Origin of the sequence: Pseudoxanthomonas sp. USHLN014 (genome assembly GCF_037153335.1) — a bacterium.
Lineage (GTDB): Bacteria > Pseudomonadota > Gammaproteobacteria > Xanthomonadales > Xanthomonadaceae > Pseudoxanthomonas_A > Pseudoxanthomonas_A winnipegensis.
Map to the genome: position 1 here is coordinate 213,887 of NZ_JBBCKO010000009.1, position 18,379 is coordinate 232,265.

The window sequence follows — 18,379 nt, forward strand, 5'->3', positions numbered from 1 at the left end:
GAAGGGCCGGCTTGCCGGCCCTTTCTCTTGACACGCCCCGGGGAGCACGCAGGAGCCGTGGTTACGCTGCTAGGAATCTAGCGAACATCAGCGGAGGCGCCCCGAAACAAGCACAACGTACCCCCAGCCACGATCACGAACACAGTCTGCCAGCGTCTCGTCGATTGAGTCCGGCCGGAACCGCAGGACCGCGCTGACTTTCAGCGAAGCATTCGGTCCGCCGACTACATGTTGCTTCGCAAGAAAGCCGACCTGTGTCAATTGTCCTGAACTCCCTCGATGCATGAAAGACTTGAACGCACCGCCCCCCCACCCGCCAAGCACGATTGGATCACCTATCGCGACTTCAGTCTCGATATAGCGCTGACACTCATCCGGAGTTGGGTTGAATGCGTTGCGTTGCATGGCCCAACCGAGCGAGACATCCTCCATTGAACCGATCAACACATGGCCGTCTGTGCGCAGGCCGTCATACGGCACAGGATCCTTCCTTCCCCAGCTCCGCTCGCGATCACCGCGGTAGTACGTCAGATTCCTCTTGGCCCGGGTCATTCCCACATACAGCAGCCGCGCCTCTTCCGCGGCATCGCCTTGGAGATCCGGTCCCAGTCGATCCCACCCTGCAACGCCGAACTGAATCATCGACGGCAGAATTACTACGTTGTCGAACTCAAGCCCCTTCACCTTATGCAGTGTCGAAACTACTGCCGTTGACGCTTCATCGACCGTCCCCAGCAACCGCACGAGTTCATCGGTTCTCAATTCATCGACAAACTGAACGAGCGAGGAAAGATGGGGGAATGAACGCTCGCGGCAGCACAGCTCCCACAGATCGTCCAGCGTGACGTCGGACGTAGCCGGCCTGGAGTATTCCGGAACACCTCCAGCTTGCACCGTCCGGTTGAAGATCTCTCGCCGCAAATCCTCTGAAAGTGCGGCGTCGCCTTTGGCAGCAGCCTCCCGAAGATGGTCCAACCAGAGCGCCACGTGCCTCAGCTGGGCTACGCGCAGATTGGCGCCCCCCTGCACCCTCAATTTCGGCAGCGCCTGGCTCAACAGTCTGTGCGCTTCAGCGACCTCAGCATTCGAACGACAGAGCACGGCGGTCGACTCGCCTTCGCGGCCGGTCAGGTCCTTTAGCAAAGCTGCAGTGCCTTCTACCGCCTCGCCCCACGTTCGACCGCTCCACTCGATCGCCTGGCACGCCCCTTCCCTGGCTCCCGCACGTGATCTCAACCGGGAGGACTTCAGACGCCGGGAGCGGCTCGTGCGCTCGAAGAACCCTGAGATCATCAACTGGCTGCGTTCGACAATGCTCTCGCCAGATCGGAAATTCACGCCCAGCAGGAACTCCTGGAAACTTCCTCCCCCGAAATCGTGCGTAAACTGATCAAAGTACTTCTCGGAGAACTGGTGAGCACTACCATCATTCTTCCGCTGCCAGCGCAGGATGTCCTGGTCGTCGTCACCAATCACCATGACCCCTGCCCTAGACCCGCTGCCGGAGTGGAGATACTTGATGACCTGATACACGTCATCCGTCACGTCCTGGAATTCGTCCACAAGGACACAACGTGCGCCGCCGGCTACCCTCTGGGCGAACGAAGGATCTTTCGACAGCCGACTGGAAAAATCAGAAAGCAGGGTTTGCACACTGTCTCTAGTAATCTCAACCCCCTCCCGCGCCAGGCTCCGCATAGCCAGCGAGTGGAAGGTCGAGACCCGCAGACGCCCCGCGTAGGCTGCATAGCCCAGCGACTTGAACAGCTCGCGAATCCGTCGCCTGATCTCAAAGACGACTGCGCGATTGAACGCAAGCACGATGATTTGCGAGGGATCGATGTTCTGCTCCCGGATCAGGTGCGCGATTCTTCCTACAAGGACAAAGGTCTTGCCAGCCCCGGGACCCGCGTTGACCATGATGTGCTGATCAAACGGCGCCTTGGCCACCTCCCATTGCGCTGATTCTTCCGAGCCCCTGAATCTCTCGAAGAACTCAACCGCTTTCGTGGCGCGGAGCTTCTCCTGCATCTCCAAGAGCAAGGTGGAGGGGCCGTCCCGATCCTCGCTGACTATTTCACCCAGTTGCGAATCAAGGAACTGCTTGATCGCAGGGCCATCAGCGGCATCGAAATACCCTTCGATGAAGACCGGGTGGGCATCCGTGTTCACGTTTGCGAACACCTCCATTGCCAGATTTCGTGCCTCTGCAAGTTCATTGACCTGCCTGAGCTCGTCCCAGATATCCGCCTGATCCTCAAGCCTGCCATCGACATTGGATACTGCTACGACATGTGACAGCGGAACCAACTCCGGCGAAATGCTGACAAGGCTCATTGCCGACAAGAGCGCGGCCACTTTGTTCAAGTCGGATTCGCGGAAACGGCCGTCATGGCTTCCGGCACGTAGCTGATCCACAAGTTTCGAAATCGGGATCGATCTCTGGTTTGCGACGGCCGCGAACAGGGACTTCGCCCCCTGCAGGAAACGTTGCCGTCTGGAATCTGCTTTGGACCATGACGACCGCGGAAGCACTGCCTCCCAGATGACTTTATCGTCGGCCCGAACCAGCTGGCGAAGCTTGACTCCGGATGCACGCGCAAGGCTTCTGAAGCCGTTAATGAACAATCTTTCATACATCCGGCGCTTGTCATCGCCGACCCGCGGCCCCTCTACGTCCTCGACCATCTCAAACGGATTGAACTCGATTCGTCCGTTCTTCGCGAGCCGGCGTATGAGTTCGGCTACTCCGCCATCGACGTACTGGAAGAGCTCGCTGATCTTGGTGGATGGCTCAGATGCAAGCTTGCGCGGAACAACGTCAATCTCGCGATTCAGCGATACAGCCCCACGCTTTTCGAGGTCGCCTAGGACTGCCAGCACATCTCCCATCGACTTGATCGCACTGCTGCGCAGCTTGATCTGGGAGAGATTGAGAATCACCGTCTTTGCCGTGGCGGCCTCACCGCTCGACAACCCGGCGTGTGCGGGACGTGGGCTTGGAAGCGACCGCGCCGGAGTTCTTGCCGAGCCATCGAACAGCATGCCCACCGTGTCGGACAAGCTGGAAAACAGCCGTCCGAGCACGTCGATCGTGCCGCCGAGAAGTCCTGCCGGGGTTGGAGAAGCGCCAAAAACGGAGCCGCCTCCAAGGGATGCACCTGCAAGCGAAGTGTCCACCGAACCAATTTTAAGAATCAAACCGGCTACTTCAGCAGCCAAACCATCCTCCTGGGATATCCGCTCAAGCGAGGACGGGTAGGCAGTCACCTCAATCAGATCCGGGACGGAACCGCACAGGCGGACGCGTTCGGCCCGTTCGAGCCAGTACAGCCCCATTCTGACTCGCGTCGCGGCCGCGCGTCTGGCGGCCGGACTTTGCCCCACGGGGTTCTGTGGCGTGCCGTAGCCCTCGGCAGGAACGATCGCGAGCTGCTGGCCATCCACCTGGTATGCGTGCTCGCACACCTTTTCGTGGAGATCCCTGATGATTGGAAGGGATAGGGCGCTGCGCGCCCGCAAACCCCGGATCGACTCGAAGTCCTGATCCGAGAATAGCAGCGTGGCGGAAAGCTTTTCGAGCTGCGCATTCTTACGCTCCCGCTCCCCGCGCCCGATCCGGCCAACCTCCTGCAGGTAGTCCTCGAGGTATCCCGGCGGTGCAAGGTGCACGACCCAATGGATATCCGGAATATCCATGCCCATGCCGAAGGCCTTCGTCGCCACGAGGACATCAAGGTCACCGTCAAGAAAGCGCGTGTAGATCTCTTCCCGCGAGCCTGCATCCAAGCCCGCATGGTAGTAGTCGACCTGACCGCTGGTGGCCCGGGCAAGCCGCTGCGCCACGACCTCCGCGTGGTATCGGCTGGATACAAAAACTACGACGGCACTACGTTGACCCGTCGACGCCCGGTTGCGCCGTGCCGCCGATACGGCTTCTTCGATGTGAGGCAGACGCTCCGCCAGTGCCTTGTCAAAGTTCCGCCGGTCGTTGAGCATGCCACGCACACGACGCGGCTCAACGGCAATATGCGTTCGCAATGGATTGGAGAACGAGTCCGGCCTTGCCAAGAGCGGCAGTGGAGATCCCGTCTCTCCGGAATCTCCGGACATGACGGCCTGCAAACGGACCCTGTCGGACGCGGTGATCGTTGCCGACAGCAACAGGAAAGGCGTCGGCTCACTCAAATCCATTGCACGACACATGCGCAGCAACAGATTCAGCGCATGAAAGTAGTCCGGCCTGAACTCGTATCCCCACTGATTCACGCAATGGGTTTCATCCACTACTACATGCTCCAAGCCTTTGTCAGCTTGCATGCGTTTGTGAAGCACATCGAGGAAAACACTGCTGCGTGTCCGCTCTGGCGCGACATACAGCAGCACGATGCGATGATCGAGTACGCCCTGGATCACTTCGGCGATCTCGCTGGGCGGTCGATCACCGCTCAGATAGTCGACTGACTCGGAGAAACCCTGCTCCCGCAGGCGCTCCACCTGATCCCGCATCAAGGCCTTCAACGGCGAGATGACCAATGTCAACCGTCTATTGCGTAGGCCACGGCAGAGCGCGGGAACTTGAAACAGCACCGACTTGCCCTCGCCCGTCGGCAACGAGACGAGAACATTAGCGGAGCGTTCGCAGATGGCTTCCATCGCAATCTTCTGCGACGGCTTGAAGCCGGTGACGCGATTCCCACCGCCCCCGCTTCGAGGCTGCCAGTTCGCCACCAGGAAGCGTTCCATAGCCTCGATGCCGGAAGGAGCCACCTCTCGCACCAGCTTGAACGGCGACAACACAAGCTCCAACCGTTGCGCCTGCTCAGCCAGGAATGGCGTCTCCACAAGCTGGAACGAGTCCGCCAAGTTCGACAGCCCCTTGGCCATGTCGCCCACGCGCGGATCAATAAGGATGGTGGGGAGCTGCGACGCTGACAGCCCCACATCGGCCATCCATCCATGCAACCGGGCCCGCAACAAGGCAGGCGCAGACTCAAGTACAGCAGCGCCACTAACGACGGTGGCGCCGCCCGCCTTCTCGGTCTTTTGCCCAGAATCACAACCTGCCTGCGCGGCAATGCGCGTCTCCGCACAGGCATGCCACTCCTCGATCGGCAGTGCCTCGACCACAGGTTGCAGCACCACGCCTGCCGACTGGGCAAGCGATTGCCAGACGGGCCACTGGTCGACCACGTCGACCAGCGCGAGGCCACCACTCGAGGCGCGAAGCATGTGTTCACGTTGGCTGCGGTGTTCCGGTTTCACCTCGCCAAGCCCGATCTCCGCCAGCCCAACTGTCAATAGATCACGCAGCGCCTCGCTTTGGGTACTCGCAATCAGGAGAATCGGAACGGTTCCCGCTCCAAACGTCGCCACTTCTTTGAACGTACGAAGCACCTCGGCCCAGTAGCTGCCCTGGTCCTCGGCCCGCGGATGCAACACGTGATGGCGCCGCGTTGCGACCTTCGGACGGCATGACGGAACCGGCGCGCCCTCGGCACGAACGATCGCCGCATCGCTGACGGGGAGCGTCGTGAATGCAGCCAGACCTCCTCGAGAGTCGAGCACGTGTGCGGCACGGTCGACGAGCAACCATCGCAACGCAGATCCGGTTTCACCGATACGCATGAATGGCGCTGCGGGCATTTCACCCAGCATCTGCGCAACATCGCTTTGCGCAACCTTCCGTCGATCGAGCACGAGAACATCATCGCTGAGCCCGGTCACCACGCAGGACGATGGATCCCTGCTGGCCCACCAGTCAACGCTGGCGGGCAACGACGCGATACGCCAGCCCGAACCGGCCTTCGGCACTACGCACGCCATGTCGACCGCCGACCGCAGGCGGGCGTCACGTTCAAGCAGCCAGACCGGAATCATGTTCCGCCGCAGCGCGATGCCCTGCGCGGCAGCCAGCTCCCCAACAGCCACCAGGACCCGAGCAGCCGGGTCGGACGCGGCGTCTGCCGGCAGGGCCTTCTTAAGCAAGGCAACGTCAACTTCCCGCCACTCGGCCGCCAGCCCTTCGCTGGGGTCCGCCGAGACCACCGACGCGCCCGGAACCCAGTCGATCTCCCCGAGCCTGCTCTCGGGCACGACGACCAGCTTTGCAGGCGAGGTTCCCTCCGCGGTCATGAAGCCCGGGAACTCGCGGGCAAAATCGCGGACGCCCCGCTGGGCCTCAATGACCGCATCCAGCAGTCGGGCAGAATCGGTGAACTCGCCGATCAACACACTGCGTGCAATATCTTCAGGCAGGCCCTCTAGCTGTCGCTTGAACAGCTGCAAAGTGTCAAGTGCATCCCGGTCCGCATGATGCCGCCCACCGAGCGCGTGCGACGCCGCCTGCGGCTCCAGAAGGTACCCGATGAGCAACGTGTCCCAGATCAATGGCACCGAAGTCGGCGCGATGTGGCGGGCAACAATCGGCCAGTCCCATGCCAGGGCATTGTGACCTACCACCAATGGCGCAGCGTGGACTCGCTGCCCCAGGTCGGCCATGGCCACATCCAGGTCGGTCCCGCTACGCTCATCGTGAAGAAGGCTGGCCTGTCCGTTGCGTGCGCAGCCGATTTCCCAGATGCGCTTACCGTCGGTTTCCAGGTCAAACGCCAGTGACGCAGCGGTAAGCAGCGTCCTTGCACGTGATGGTTCCTGTTGGAGTTGCTTGTCCAGCCCTGCCGGATTCTTCCGCCACCCTGACACCAGAGAAACCTGGCGCGCGGCTGGAAGTCGATGAAACAGCGAAACCGATAGATCGAGATTACGGTCCGCCCACGCTTCAGCCTGTACTTCGGACAGCAATCCGTTACGCACGATCCTGTCCAGCCAAGCATCGATGAACGCATCCCGCGGGATGTCGTAGGCCAGGAAACGCGTTGCCAGCTCGACCTCGGATGCCTCGGCTCCTGGGAAACAGGACTCCCAGTTGCCACGCGGTTCCGACAAGGCCCGGCTGAGCAGGTGCCATTCAAGGAGGCGGGAGCGGGCGTCCGGAGAAAGCCTCTGGCGTTGAATCCACGAGGGGTCTGGTGTCCCCAGCACGGCCAGCTGTGCTGGCTCGAACACTTCCAGCATCCGCGTGAACGCGCAAGCCGGGCTGCCTGGCGACAGGCAGGCAGCAAACTGGTAGTGCGACTTCGCCAGCCGGCTACTGACCTGATGTGCTTCCAGATCAGCCGGCGACATCTCGGCCAGACGTTCGCAGACGACCTGTCCCAGTACCTCGTCTTCCAGGTCGGTGGGTGCCGGCGCATTTCCACCCCACGGCTTCGCGTACCACGCTGTTTCAAACAGGCCCCACAGCGCATCCCGCGGCAACTCACCTAGGCGCTTGCGCCGCAAAGCGTCCACAGATGTCTGATCCGTGGGCGCATTCCCTAGCGAAGCTGAAGAGATTTCGACGGGCGCCCACAAGACTGCACCCTTCTTGGGCTCGTGTGGACGCCGTGGGTCGCTGCCCGTAATGAAAAGCACCTGCGATCCCACAGGGGGAAGCTTTTTTCCGTCAGGCAGCCGGCCCGGATATCCCCTGAAGTGGAAGAACACGTCCTCGCGCGCGCCACCAGAGATGAAGCCGAAGCCCCGTTCTTCGTCGAGCCTGGCCACAGTTCCGAAGCGTGGCAGCTTCAAGAAGAGCATTCCCTCATCAGATTGTGGCTTCTTACCAGATCCTAGCGGCCGACCACCGGTCTTGGAATTGGTCTTCCTAGTGTCCACAACCTCTCGCTCGGTCGGCTGTAAGCCCAATGTCTTCAGCTGGTCGGCCAGCGTGCTCATGATTGTTCATCCCCTTGCTGGCACACACGCGTCTCCCAAAGTCTTGGCGAAATGGAAAATGACCGGGTGTGCGCGTTACCCATCCCCGGCTTGGCGTCACCCTCGATCGCTGCGGATGTGCCTAAAGTCGCTCTTGTGCTTGTTGCGCCGGTACTTTTCACCGGTGATGAAGTAAACCAACGACTGCACCTGATCACTGTCTTCCCGGTCAAAGAAGCCAAGACCAACCAAGAGATCCACCAATTTTTCCCGATCGCCGCCGAGTCCTGGTTCCTTAGCACCACTCCAACGGCAGGCGGCATATAGGAGTTTTCTGAGCTTGTGATTGATGAAATCCTGATCGAGGAATGTATCCGCCGGAACCTCTACGGCCTCTTCGGGAAGATCAATCTCCCCAAGGCCCTCGGACGAATAGTTGTAGCCGGGGTTGGCGAGCGTCGCCGCGAACTCATGCCGACCGTCGTTGAAAGGCTTGGGATTCTTCTTGTAGCCGGCATTCAACTCTCGAAATTCTGCCGCAAGCGATGGCGCATCGATCTCACTGCGCGCCCTCCCTCGATTTCGATAGGCTTTGCGGAGGATCTCGTATACCAATGGCGACGAATCTTTCAGCCCATAGGGGTCATCCGGCGCATCTCCACAGGCTGGCACAAGCACATCCTTAGCAGTCGGCGTGCTTTCCAAGGCGTCACTAAGTGCGGGCGCCTCAACGAAAACATCCTTGAAACTGACCCCGTGAAGAATGTACGAATACTGGCTTCTGATGCGATTCAACGTCTTCACGACCACAGGAGCACCCGAGCTGGCATCAAACTCGGTTGGCACCTTGTCGGCGATGGCCCGCTCGGTGGGCAAGAGGAAACCCAGCAAACCCTTTCGATACTTGAAATCGATTGAAGGAATGCCATCGTGCGTCAACGCGGATTCCAGACCTCCCGCACTGAATTGGTGCAATGCGACGGGGGGATATTCGAGAACGTCACGCAACTGCGATGTATCGAGCTGCAAATACCGTATCTGGGCCTGATTGCCATCAGCCCGCACGGGACCTTGGGTTGACTTCTGGGGCCACAGAAGCTGGTACCCAGGAGGAAAGGGGTCAATGGAGAGAAGGCTGACCCGAAATCCCTTCGGGACCTTGACGTAGAACCTGTCGTATCCAGCCTCAAGGAGCCTGTGAACGAACTCAACAGGGTCGTTCCCGTCAAGCATGCTGGCTAAGGGCCGAACTCGAATGGCTGGCGATTCAGGCGTCATGCGGCGAGGCATCCTTCTTGGGGTTCTTTGCAGGTGGGTGAACAAAGTCGGCCCAGGCCTGCATCATCGGACGACGTTGCTCCAAGAGATCTGTGCGGTGGTAGGCGGCCTCGACCTTGTCCTTGACCGTATGCGCCAACGCCCGCTCTGCCAGGTCACGGGCATAGCCTTGCTCGCTGCACCAGTCGCGGAAGCTCGAGCGGAACCCGTGGGCGGTCGCAATACGCCCAGGCGTGTCGCTCGGTGCGTTCGCTCTCCGCAACAAGGCTGTGAGCGTCATGTCCGACATGACCGAACGAGCCTGCACAGAGGGAAAGACAAGTTCGTCGTGATGGCCTTCCTGGCGCCTGAGCAGCTTGACGGACTGTTCCGACAATGGCACTCGATGAGGCTGTTTGGCCTTCATGCGAGCAGCAGGAATCGTCCACAGCTTCGCGCGAAGGTTCACTTCCGCCCACGTCATCCCGCGCACCTCGCCGGAACGACTGGCATTCAGGATCAGGAACAGCAAAGCATTTCGCGTGACTTCGTACTCGCCAGCTCCTGCAAGTTCTGCTTTCACGAACGATGGAAGCTTCGCCCAGGGCATTGCTGGCTGATGCTCCTGCCGGACAGACTTTCCCGGCTGCAGCGGAAGCAGATGTGTTACGACATCGACCGGGTTGGCTTGGTTAAATCCGTGCGCCCAACCCCACGCCATTACCGCGTGTAGCCGTTGCTTCACGCGACTTGCCGTCTCTGCCTTGTCGAGCCAGATGGGGCGGAGGACATCCGCAACGTGCCGCGGTTGCAACTGGTCGATGGAAAGGGAGCCAATCCGTGGAAACGCGTACTCAGTCAGCGTATTAAGCCACTGCTGTGCGTGCTTGGGATTCTTCCACCCGGGCTTTAGTTCCGCGTGGAGTAGCTCCGCTGCTTCCTGAAAGGTCGGTGTCTTCGGCTTAGCGTGGTCAGCCGCCTTAACCTCCAACGGATCCTGCCCACTCGCGATCTGCTCGCGCATTTCTCGCGCCAGTTTACCCACCAGAGCAATCCCAACTTCGGGGTAGGCACCCAAGCCGGCGTTGCGTCGCTTGCCCGTGGCAGGACTGACGTAGCGCAGCACCCACTTACCCTGCCCCTTCTGTGAGGGCGACGGATGCAGCGTCAGGCCAGTTATGCCTCCGTGCGGGACAGCCTGACCGCCAGGGCTCAGGCTGCGAGCCTTTGCATCCGTGATCAATCCCATGTCCTTCCTCGGCCCCCCTGTTTCCGGTATGCCATCGAGTATGCCATTTGATGTTTGCTTCCTTTAGGTGTCGTTGGGGTCGATTGGTACGCAGCTGTAGCTAAGTTGCTGAACCGCGCGCTAGAATTTTCAAAGGTTGAGATCGGCTGGGCCCCGTTGGGCATCGCCCGAGCAGTTCTTCTCTCCGCCAGCATTACATAAGCCCCTGTTTTTACAGGGGTTTTTTGTTGGCTAAAAGATCGCGGGCAGGGCACAAATCGGGGCACAACTCCGATGGCACTTCCTCACTACCTTACGCAGGCCGCGTCAGGCCGTTACCTCTTCCGCATCCGCGTTCCCTCTGCATTGCGTGAAAGGGTTGGACGCGCTTTCCTCAAGCGTTCGCTGGGCGCTGACCTGCTGGCCGCACGGTTGGCCGCGTTGGAGCTGTCCGCCCGCTATGCTGCGGCTTTCACCGCCATACAGGACACAGGGATGAGCAAGGACGACGTGGACGCGTTGATTGCACGCTTGAGCAAAAGCCGTCTGCCGGAACTCACGCTGGAACGCACGCAACGCGCCGATGGCTCCATCGTCGAGCGCTGGCAACTGGACAACGACGACGACGTCCGGCTTTACCGCCAAGCCACGGCCCCACGCGGTCGCAATGCCGAACTGGCAGCGATGTATGAAAAGGACCCGCTCATGGCCATGCTGGACGGCTACGAGCCCCCTGCCCCCTCTCCGGCACCTGCTGCACCTGCGCCAACGGCTCCGGCCGCTACTGTGGCCGAAGCCATTTCCATGGGCAAGGCGCGCGACGCATGGCTGAAAAGCCTTGAGGCGTTCACCAGCCCCAAGACCCTGACCATCAAGGGCACGGCCATCAACATGCTGGTGGACTACATCGGCAGCAACCACCAGGTGCACACCATCGGCCGGCCTGACATGGCGCGCTTCTATCAACACTTGCGCGACAAGGGCAACAGCACGCCCTCCATCTACAACAAACAGTCCTACCTGGGCGGTGCGGGCGGCTTCTTCGATTGGGCCACCAAATCCGGCCACTTCCCGACCGTGGACAACCCGGCCAAGGGTCACGTGCGTTACACGGCCAAGGAAAAGCGCCAGCGGAAAAAGCTGGGCTTCAAGGCCTTCACCCTGCCCCAGATCCACACTCTCTACGCGCCCGAGCAGGTCGCCAGGCTTTCCCCCGGCACACGCTGGGCCGCCCTGCTGGGCCTTTACACCGGCGGCCGGGCCGGCGAAGTCGGGCAACTACTGCTGACGGACGTGGCAGAGGCCGACGGCGTGCCCGTCCTCCACGTGACCGACGAAGGCGAGAACCAGCGGCTTAAAAGCGATGTCTCCAAACGGGTGGTGCCCATCCACGCCGACCTGCTGGCGCTAGGCTTCCTCAACTACGTGCAGCGGCTGCGGGACCGTGGCGATACCCGCTTGTTCCCGCAAGCCGCCACCAACGCCAAGAACGGGCCCGGTAACTGGATTTCCAAAGCGTTCGGCTACTACATGGGCAAGCTGTCTGCCGATTGGCCGAAAGCCAAACGCGGCTTCCACAGCCTGCGCAAGAGCGTCATCCAGGAGATGCAGACCGCTGGCGTCGCCTCGGAAATGAGGGCCCAAATCGTCGGCCACGAACTGGACGACGAACACCATGCGACTTACAGCCGGGAATTCACCGCCGCCGAGAAACTGCACGGTGCCGGCAAGTCTCCCGGCCTGTCGGTGCTGGCCTATGCGCTCAACTTGGACGCCTTGCGCCCCCTGTTGACTGAGCTGCCTGACAGCAAGCCCAGCAACCGAACCAAGGAACGGGCTTAAACCTTTCCAGCGATGGCCTTCAACGCGGCCATCGCTTCCTGCTGGCGCTCATCGGGCAGCTTAGACACCAGCAACTCACCTCTGCCAGAAAATCCGACGTGGCGTAGAAATACGGCAGCGGCAGGCCCAGCGCATTGGCCAGGAACTGGGCGCGCAGGGCTTCCATCTGTCGGGCCAACAACGGGTCGGGGGTCTTGGGGCGATTCATGACCGCGCCCCTTCACGGGCTGCCGCCCGCGCCTCCAGATGCTGAATACCCTTTTCGCGGAGCTGGCCCCGCACGTTCGGGTGCGTGGCCATCCGCTCGCCAATCACGAGCAGCGCCCCCGACGATTTCGGCCGGGTCCCAGCCATCGGCTTCGGCGGCAATCGTCAGCCCGCCCAGCACGATTTTTCGGTGTGCATCGGCCGAGCGGAACAGCTTGGCACGCTCCTTGGCTTTCTCCCGGGCGACCTGACGGGCCTCCCGTGCTTTCTGTTGCTTCTCCGCCAGCAAGAGTTTGGCTTGCTCCTTTGCAGCCACCTCCAGCAGTTTGGAGAGTTTTAGTTTTTGCTTCTCAACATCTACCACGACACGCTCAAAAATAGCCCTGATAACCAATGCAACCAGAAAACAGGCCGAAGGCAAGGGGGCACCGCCCCAATGCCTGGCGCGAGTGAGCAGCGAGCACGGCTTTTGCTTTTGGCTAAAAAGTTGACAGTTTTTGCGTGCATGGGACCCTGATTGCAGGGGCAAGCGAGCACAGCGAGCAGCCCGGTTCTCAAAGGGTTTTCAGAGGGTGCGAAGCGCCCGAAGAAAACAACAAGAGCGCGGTTATGCAAACTCCTTCGGAGTTTGCCCGCGGTCAGGGGCTTCGCCCCCGACACCCCGCGAACGCCTTCGGCATTCGCTGCCCCTTCCGCCGGACGCCCCCGTAAACGGGGACTGGCGGGCTGTTTTCATCTGGGGATCCCGTGGCCATTTACCGTTGCGAAATCAAAACCGTCAGTCGTAGCCAAGGCGCCAGCGCCGTGGCCGGCGCGGCGTATCGCGCGGGCCTGGACCTTGCCGACCTGCGCACCGGCGAGCGTCACGATTACACCCGCAAGCAAGGCGTGGTGGCCTCGGGCATTCTGGCCCCGGCCGGTTCCCCCGAGTGGGCCCAAGACCCGGCCCAACTCTGGAACGCGGCCGAAGCCGCCGAGACGCGCAAGAACAGCGTGGTGGCACGGGAGTTCCTCGTATCGCTGCCGCACGAACTGACCGACGCGCAACGCGCCGAGCTGGCCCGCGACCTCACCGCCAACCTGGTGGAGCGGTTCGGCTTTGCGGCCATGTTCGCCATCCACGCCCCGGACAAGAACGCCGACGAGCGCAACCACCACGTGCACATCCTCGCCACTACCCGGCGGATGGAGCCCACCGGGCTGGGCGCGAAAACCCGTGAACTGGACGATCGCAAAACCGGGGCGGTGGAGGAAGTTCGCGCAAAAGTGGCCAGTACGATCAACCAGCACCTGGAACGTGCAGGCTTGTCCGCTCGCGTGGACGTGGCGCAAGGCTTAGGCCACCGTGCCGCCTGGGCACGGTGGCCTCTCAGTGCAGGGCCCGCGAGCACGCATAGCGCCCAGCGCGCCCGCGCCGGCTCAATCGAACTTCCCCTCGCCGATCCAGCGCAGCGCGCTCAATGACGGCATGAACATGTACTCGCCGCCGCGCAGGCGATTGAAGGTACTCACATCGGCCACGCGTCGACGCACTGGCGACTGGGGAATCGTGAAGCTGCCGGGCTCCTCGTGCAGGCCGACGATCGGGTCGCGTTCAGAACCCAGGTCGATGAAGTTGCCGCGATTGATCCATTCCTGCTGCAGGAATTCGATCGTGTCGTAGGCCCGGGCGCTGATGAAGATGAAGAAGATCCCGCGATCCGCCTTGGCATCGTCGGTGCCGGTCACGTCATCGCTCCACTTTGGTCCAAACGTGGACGAACGCCGAATGATGCGATGAATGTGCTCGTCGCTGAGGATCGTCAGCTGGCTCCCCCGCGGATTGAGGCGGCGCATATGTGCCGAATGCGGGCACATCCGACCAAGGGCATCATGCTGGTAGTCGAAATCGTTGTTGCGTTGCGGGTCGGCGCCGAGCTCGGGATCGTCTCGTTCCGGCGCTAGCGGTAGCGGCGCGCCGGAGCGCCAGCGTCCGAACATCTTCGCGGCAAGAGCATGCTGGGCCTGCTTGTCCTCGCCTGCATGTATGCGCATGAAATCGTTGAACGCACCCACCCGGCTTTCGTACTTGCGCATCACCACGAACGAGCCGTTGCGCCCCAATACGTCCGGCTGGGGCATGCGCAACGGCGAACCGGCTTCGCTGTTTTCCCCAAGGATGAACTCTCCCGCAGCGATCGCACGCTGCTGCCCGGGCTGTGGTTCCACGCCAGCGCCAGCCACTGTTGGCTGCGAAATCGAATCGCGGAAGCCGAATGGATTCTGGGCATCGGCGTCGGCGCCGAAACGGTGCGTTGCCAGCAAGGTCACGCCACTGCAGGCATTTAGCTCGCCCATGGCTTTGTCCACCGCAACATCCAGATGTACTTCATCGCGCGCATAGATGGTCAGGGCGATATGGCAATTGCCCGGTGTGAACACTTCCTCCCAAGTCTCTGGAGCGTTTTCCCCGAAGTCACGCAGCTGTTCGGCGCGTGCTGCCATTCCCTGCCGGAACGACAGGGGGAAGCTCTCCAGCGAGGACGGCGGCAATCCAAGCGCCTTGAGCCCTTCGTGACTGATGGCCACGCCGATCCAGGTATCAAGCTCCTCGGTCCAGCCGGAAGCAGTGGGGACATGCGGGGCGAGCCGGCGCAGCAGATCGCGCCCACCGCCCGCCTGTTCCACGTGCAGCAAAGCATGAATCCCGACGTAAGGCTCAGGACGCGATCGCAGGATGAGCGCCTGGATGTCATCGAGGTTCAGGGTCACCCGGTCACGACGGAAACGGGCAGCAAGGTCAGCGAGCAGGCCCATGTCAGTAATCCACCCCCTGCGGGACGGAGATGGCCTGCTCCAGCGTCTCCAGCGCTGCACGCGTGGTCGCATCCATCTGCGTATTTTCGGACATCGTATCCAAGAAGGCCTGCAACGCCTTGTCCATGCGTTGGTAACGGCGCACGTCCACTACCGTGACCTGGGGATTGGCGACAAACCAACCGGCCGCGTCGATCTGGTGATCGGCGATGAAATCCTTGACCTGCGGACTGTCGATGCCAGGCCAGCCCTCCACGTTGGCGAACAACAGGTCCATCAAGCCTGGAATCTTGGTGGCGAAATCGTTGATGTAGGTATCCCAGTCACCATCGTAGGCCGTGGCGAACAGGATCCGCGTGTCGTCATCGAACAACACAAACCGCATGTCATGAAGCGTGGACACGCGTTGCGCGCCGTCGAAATTGCCCCCGGTCAGGCCGAAGATGCGCTTGAGCCGATCCGCGCCACCGGGCTTGAGCGTGGCGATGGCCGACAACTCGGAGACATTTCCCGACTGCCGACCGGCGCGACCGGCGCTTTGGGAGCTGCCCTTGTAGGCATCGTTGTGTTGCTTGATCAAGGCTTCGAGCGCGATCCTGGCAAGCTTTGGCAAGTCCTGCGCCAGTTCGCCAGCACGGCGCCGGATCTCCTCCGGCTTGGTCTCATCGGCGAGGCGTGGATCATTCGACGTGGTCATCGGGGGTCCTTGTCGTGGGAAGGCTCAATCCGGGATATCGGCCAGATGCTCCGGCTCGACCCGCGGTTGGGTGTTCATCGCATGGCGGAAACTGCTGGAACGCTCATACGCGGCGCGGCGGATGCGCATGATCCCGCCCAACGGACGATGGGCCTGCACGCCATTCCAGGGATTGAACGACAACACGTCGTCGCCGTAGACCCGGCGTGCGGGCGTATAGGGCGCCTGCGGGGCAAAGCGCAGCGTCGCAAGCGGCATGTGCGGCGAGGCATCCTCGTCCCAGCGCACGGCTGCATCCTCCACAGGCATCTTCGCTACGTCGGTGCACAACTGCGCCCGCAGCGTGTACTCGGCGCCATGACGCGCGAAATGCTGCTCGATCACATCCCGCATCGTCGAGAAGCCGACATCCTCCACGGCCACCCCGGTCAGTGCGCGCACATCGTTGGACGCTGGCACCAGCGAAAGCTTGGCCACGTAGTCGCCGAAACGCAGGGCGCCCTGCGTGTGGTAGGACTCTCCCAGCGGGTTGTGGTTGTCGCGCCCCAGGCCTTCGAGCGTCGCACCGGGCGTCCCGCCCAGCGCTTCGACTGCTTCCTTGGTACCGCGTGCGAGCCCGGCGACGATCCGCTGGAAGATGTCCGGCGCGTGTGCGTTCTTCTCCAGCACGCCCAGCAGTGTCTTGTACTTGGGGATGGTGCCAAAGGCGAGCACGGGGAAGTTCACCATCAGGAAATCCTGATTGCGGCCTCCGATCTGCGGTGACAGACGTTCGCCGTCCACACCGATCAGCTTGATTGCGAACCCGCGCGGCGCCGGGATCGCATCGGAGTGGATATCGCCGGGCGCCGAGGACAGGCGCGCCACCACGCCGTAGGTCGCGGGCCTGCGGAATATCCCCTGCGCAAGTGCTGGCGGGAGGTCCGAATGGACGGACAACTCCCCTTTGAGGACCGCGTGCGATTTTGCATGCGCATCGCGAATGGCATGCCGATGGCGCTCATAGGCAGCACGGTTACCTTCGGCCATCTGCGTGACGATCTCCTCGATCAGACGATCCTCGTCTTCGTCGACGTTTTCCAGTGCTTCGCTGTAAAGAACGGGTTGATCGACCATGGATCTCCTGCGTCGATAGGCATGGCATGCGGTTGTCCGGCACGCCGCCATACGACAGGGTATTGGGGATTACGATACTGACATGCAAGCGTGATGAGGCCATGAAGCCGCTCGCTTCATGGCCTCGGGTTGCAGAAGGTTGGCTCGCTTTCGGCACGCCCTGGCCTCGCCGCATCGGTCCACGCATGAGCGGTGCGTGCCGAGACTTTCCGGTGGGAAGCGTTGGCCTGCTCAACCGATGACCCGCCGGGTCAAGGACGGCACGAAGCTGAGAAGTAGCGCGGGATCAGCTGCGGGGTCTGGTCCGGCAGTTCGACTTCCACTTCGTCGACATAGCACTAGCCCCAGCCTTCGGGCGGCTCGTAGCCTTCGATGATCGGATGGCCGAGCATTACTCGTAGCCCAGCGCGCTTGGCGTGACATCGACAATCTGGTCTTCATGCGTGCAGCGCGGGCGCATGGCTTTCCTCGGGGGGGAGGGGCAGGACGGGCTGGCGCGATGCCGGGTATTGATGGATCTGGGAGACCACGGCGGCGCCCTCGCCCACGGCGGCCGCAACGCGCTTGACCGACCCGGCGCGCACATCGCCTGGGGTTCGACCAGTACCCAAGGAAAACGCGTGACGCGCCTTTGTGAAATCGAAGTGACCTGCCCCCAGTAGCCGTACCACCCATTACTGGTGGAGCCCGGGGTTGAAGGGTACTGCGGTGGGATGGGTTTGGGTTCGGTGGTTGGCAGCAAACTGGGCCGGCGGGATTGAGTCTGCGCGGCGGGACGACCGTCGATGCCACGATCATCGCCGCGCCAAGCTCGACCAAAAACGTCCAAGGCAAGCGTGACCCGGACATGCATCAGACCAGGAAGGGCAACCAGTGGTATTTCGGGATGAAGGCGCACATCGGCGTGGACGATGCCTCTGGCCTGGTGCACCACGTGCGATGCACGGCGGCCAAAGTGGCTGACATCACCCAGACCCATAAGCTGCTGCATGGCGATGAGGACACGGTGTGTGGCGACAGCGGCTATACCGGTGCGGACACCCCTCCATGTTTTATGGGCTTTGGGAAGCGCCCCGATCTAACACCTGAGTACCAGGTGGCTCTGCTCACGGGAATCATGCCTGGGGTAGCTGCCACCCCGTTTTGGGCTTTTCGGCCAATGATGTCCCAGATGCGTACGAAGCCTTCCGCGGGCAAACCGCTAATGACGGCCGTGCTCGGCGCAGCAGCTGGCATCTGCGGAGTGGCTACCAACGGAAACTCATTCGCTTGGAGTCGCTTGCCAGCCAACTGCAGCGCGGCGCCGAACGCTTCTAATGCCATTCCCAAATCAGCCAGGACGTCCTCGAAGATGTCGCTGTTGATTTGGGTTCACCCCCGTTTTCACGGACACTTACGAGAAGGCCGATCAAGGCCATGAGGAGTGTTCATGTCGAAGCGAAGGAAGTTCAGCACCGAGTTCAAGCGCGGTGCGGTTG

The 18,379-nt window shown here is 61.6% G+C and carries 10 protein-coding genes and 2 pseudogenes; 3 read left to right on the plus strand and 9 right to left on the minus strand.

The window, feature by feature from the left end; all coding sequences use genetic code 11:
* Positions 1-87: 87 nt before the first annotated feature.
* The 3 genes from WFQ05_RS16405 to WFQ05_RS16415 form a co-directional block, all read right to left on the minus strand.
* Positions 88-7,779: a UvrD-helicase domain-containing protein gene (locus WFQ05_RS16405; RefSeq protein WP_253133498.1), complete on the minus strand. Its 7,692-nt coding sequence runs from the start codon at positions 7,777-7,779 to the stop codon at positions 88-90.
* A gap of 96 nt (positions 7,780-7,875) precedes the next feature.
* Positions 7,876-9,036 carry a hypothetical protein gene (locus tag WFQ05_RS16410; RefSeq protein ID WP_253133496.1) on the minus strand — a complete coding sequence of 387 codons (1,161 nt, stop codon included), beginning with the start codon at positions 9,034-9,036 and terminating at the stop codon, positions 7,876-7,878.
* Positions 9,026-10,264 carry a tyrosine-type recombinase/integrase gene (locus WFQ05_RS16415; RefSeq protein WP_253133494.1) on the minus strand — a complete coding sequence of 413 codons (1,239 nt, stop codon included), beginning with the start codon at positions 10,262-10,264 and terminating at the stop codon, positions 9,026-9,028. Before WFQ05_RS16415 ends, WFQ05_RS16410 begins: the two co-directional genes overlap by 11 nt.
* Before the next feature lie 273 nt (positions 10,265-10,537).
* Between WFQ05_RS16415 and WFQ05_RS16420 the strand changes: the two genes are divergently transcribed.
* Complete coding sequence (locus WFQ05_RS16420) at positions 10,538-12,085, plus strand: site-specific integrase (protein WP_070470379.1); 1,548 nt, start codon at positions 10,538-10,540, stop codon at positions 12,083-12,085.
* 19 nt (positions 12,086-12,104) lie between these two features.
* Here the strand turns inward: WFQ05_RS16420 and WFQ05_RS16425 are convergent, their stop codons facing one another.
* Entirely contained in the window at positions 12,105-12,293 is a 189-nt protein-coding gene (locus WFQ05_RS16425) for a hypothetical protein (protein WP_005408295.1), read from the minus strand.
* A 12-nt stretch (positions 12,294-12,305) separates the two neighbouring features.
* On the minus strand, positions 12,306-12,821 hold the full coding sequence (locus WFQ05_RS16430; RefSeq protein WP_337054565.1) for a hypothetical protein: 516 nt from the start codon (positions 12,819-12,821) through the stop codon (positions 12,306-12,308).
* Between the two features lie 218 nt (positions 12,822-13,039).
* Here WFQ05_RS16430 and mobQ point away from each other — a divergent pair, with 218 nt between their 5' ends.
* Complete coding sequence (mobQ, locus tag WFQ05_RS16435) at positions 13,040-13,756, plus strand: MobQ family relaxase (protein ID WP_083298673.1); 717 nt, start codon at positions 13,040-13,042, stop codon at positions 13,754-13,756.
* Here mobQ and WFQ05_RS16440 read toward each other — a convergent pair.
* The 4 genes and pseudogenes from WFQ05_RS16440 to WFQ05_RS16455 form a co-directional block, all read right to left on the minus strand.
* A complete protein-coding gene (locus WFQ05_RS16440) occupies positions 13,712-15,088 on the minus strand; it encodes a Dyp-type peroxidase (protein WP_253133490.1) in 1,377 nt (458 codons plus the stop codon). The genes mobQ and WFQ05_RS16440 overlap by 45 nt on opposite strands.
* Position 15,089: 1 nt before the next feature.
* On the minus strand, positions 15,090-15,785 hold the full coding sequence (locus tag WFQ05_RS16445; protein ID WP_049452914.1) for a hypothetical protein: 696 nt from the start codon (positions 15,783-15,785) through the stop codon (positions 15,090-15,092).
* Positions 15,786-15,809: 24 nt separating this feature from the next.
* On the minus strand, positions 15,810-16,901 hold the full coding sequence (locus WFQ05_RS16450) for a catalase family protein (RefSeq protein ID WP_070470375.1): 1,092 nt from the start codon (positions 16,899-16,901) through the stop codon (positions 15,810-15,812).
* A gap of 251 nt (positions 16,902-17,152) precedes the next feature.
* Positions 17,153-17,361, minus strand: a pseudogene (locus WFQ05_RS16455) (hypothetical protein).
* Between the two features lie 294 nt (positions 17,362-17,655).
* On the opposite strand from WFQ05_RS16455, the pseudogene WFQ05_RS16460 reads away from it, so the two are divergent.
* A pseudogene (locus WFQ05_RS16460) lies at positions 17,656-17,940 on the plus strand (transposase); the annotation flags it as partial.
* Positions 17,941-18,379: the final 439 nt, after the last annotated feature.

Coding starts and splice junctions, on each gene's coding strand:
- WFQ05_RS16450 (WP_070470375.1), bottom strand. CDS start 16,901: ATGGTCGATCAACCCGTTCTTTACAGCGAAGCACTGGAAAACGTCGAC.
- WFQ05_RS16420 (WP_070470379.1), top strand. CDS start 10,538: ATGGCACTTCCTCACTACCTTACGCAGGCCGCGTCAGGCCGTTACCTC.
- WFQ05_RS16425 (WP_005408295.1), bottom strand. CDS start 12,293: ATGAATCGCCCCAAGACCCCCGACCCGTTGTTGGCCCGACAGATGGAA.
- WFQ05_RS16410 (WP_253133496.1), bottom strand. CDS start 9,036: ATGACGCCTGAATCGCCAGCCATTCGAGTTCGGCCCTTAGCCAGCATG.
- WFQ05_RS16415 (WP_253133494.1), bottom strand. CDS start 10,264: ATGGGATTGATCACGGATGCAAAGGCTCGCAGCCTGAGCCCTGGCGGT.
- WFQ05_RS16405 (WP_253133498.1), bottom strand. CDS start 7,779: ATGAGCACGCTGGCCGACCAGCTGAAGACATTGGGCTTACAGCCGACC.
- WFQ05_RS16445 (WP_049452914.1), bottom strand. CDS start 15,785: ATGACCACGTCGAATGATCCACGCCTCGCCGATGAGACCAAGCCGGAG.
- WFQ05_RS16440 (WP_253133490.1), bottom strand. CDS start 15,088: ATGGGCCTGCTCGCTGACCTTGCTGCCCGTTTCCGTCGTGACCGGGTG.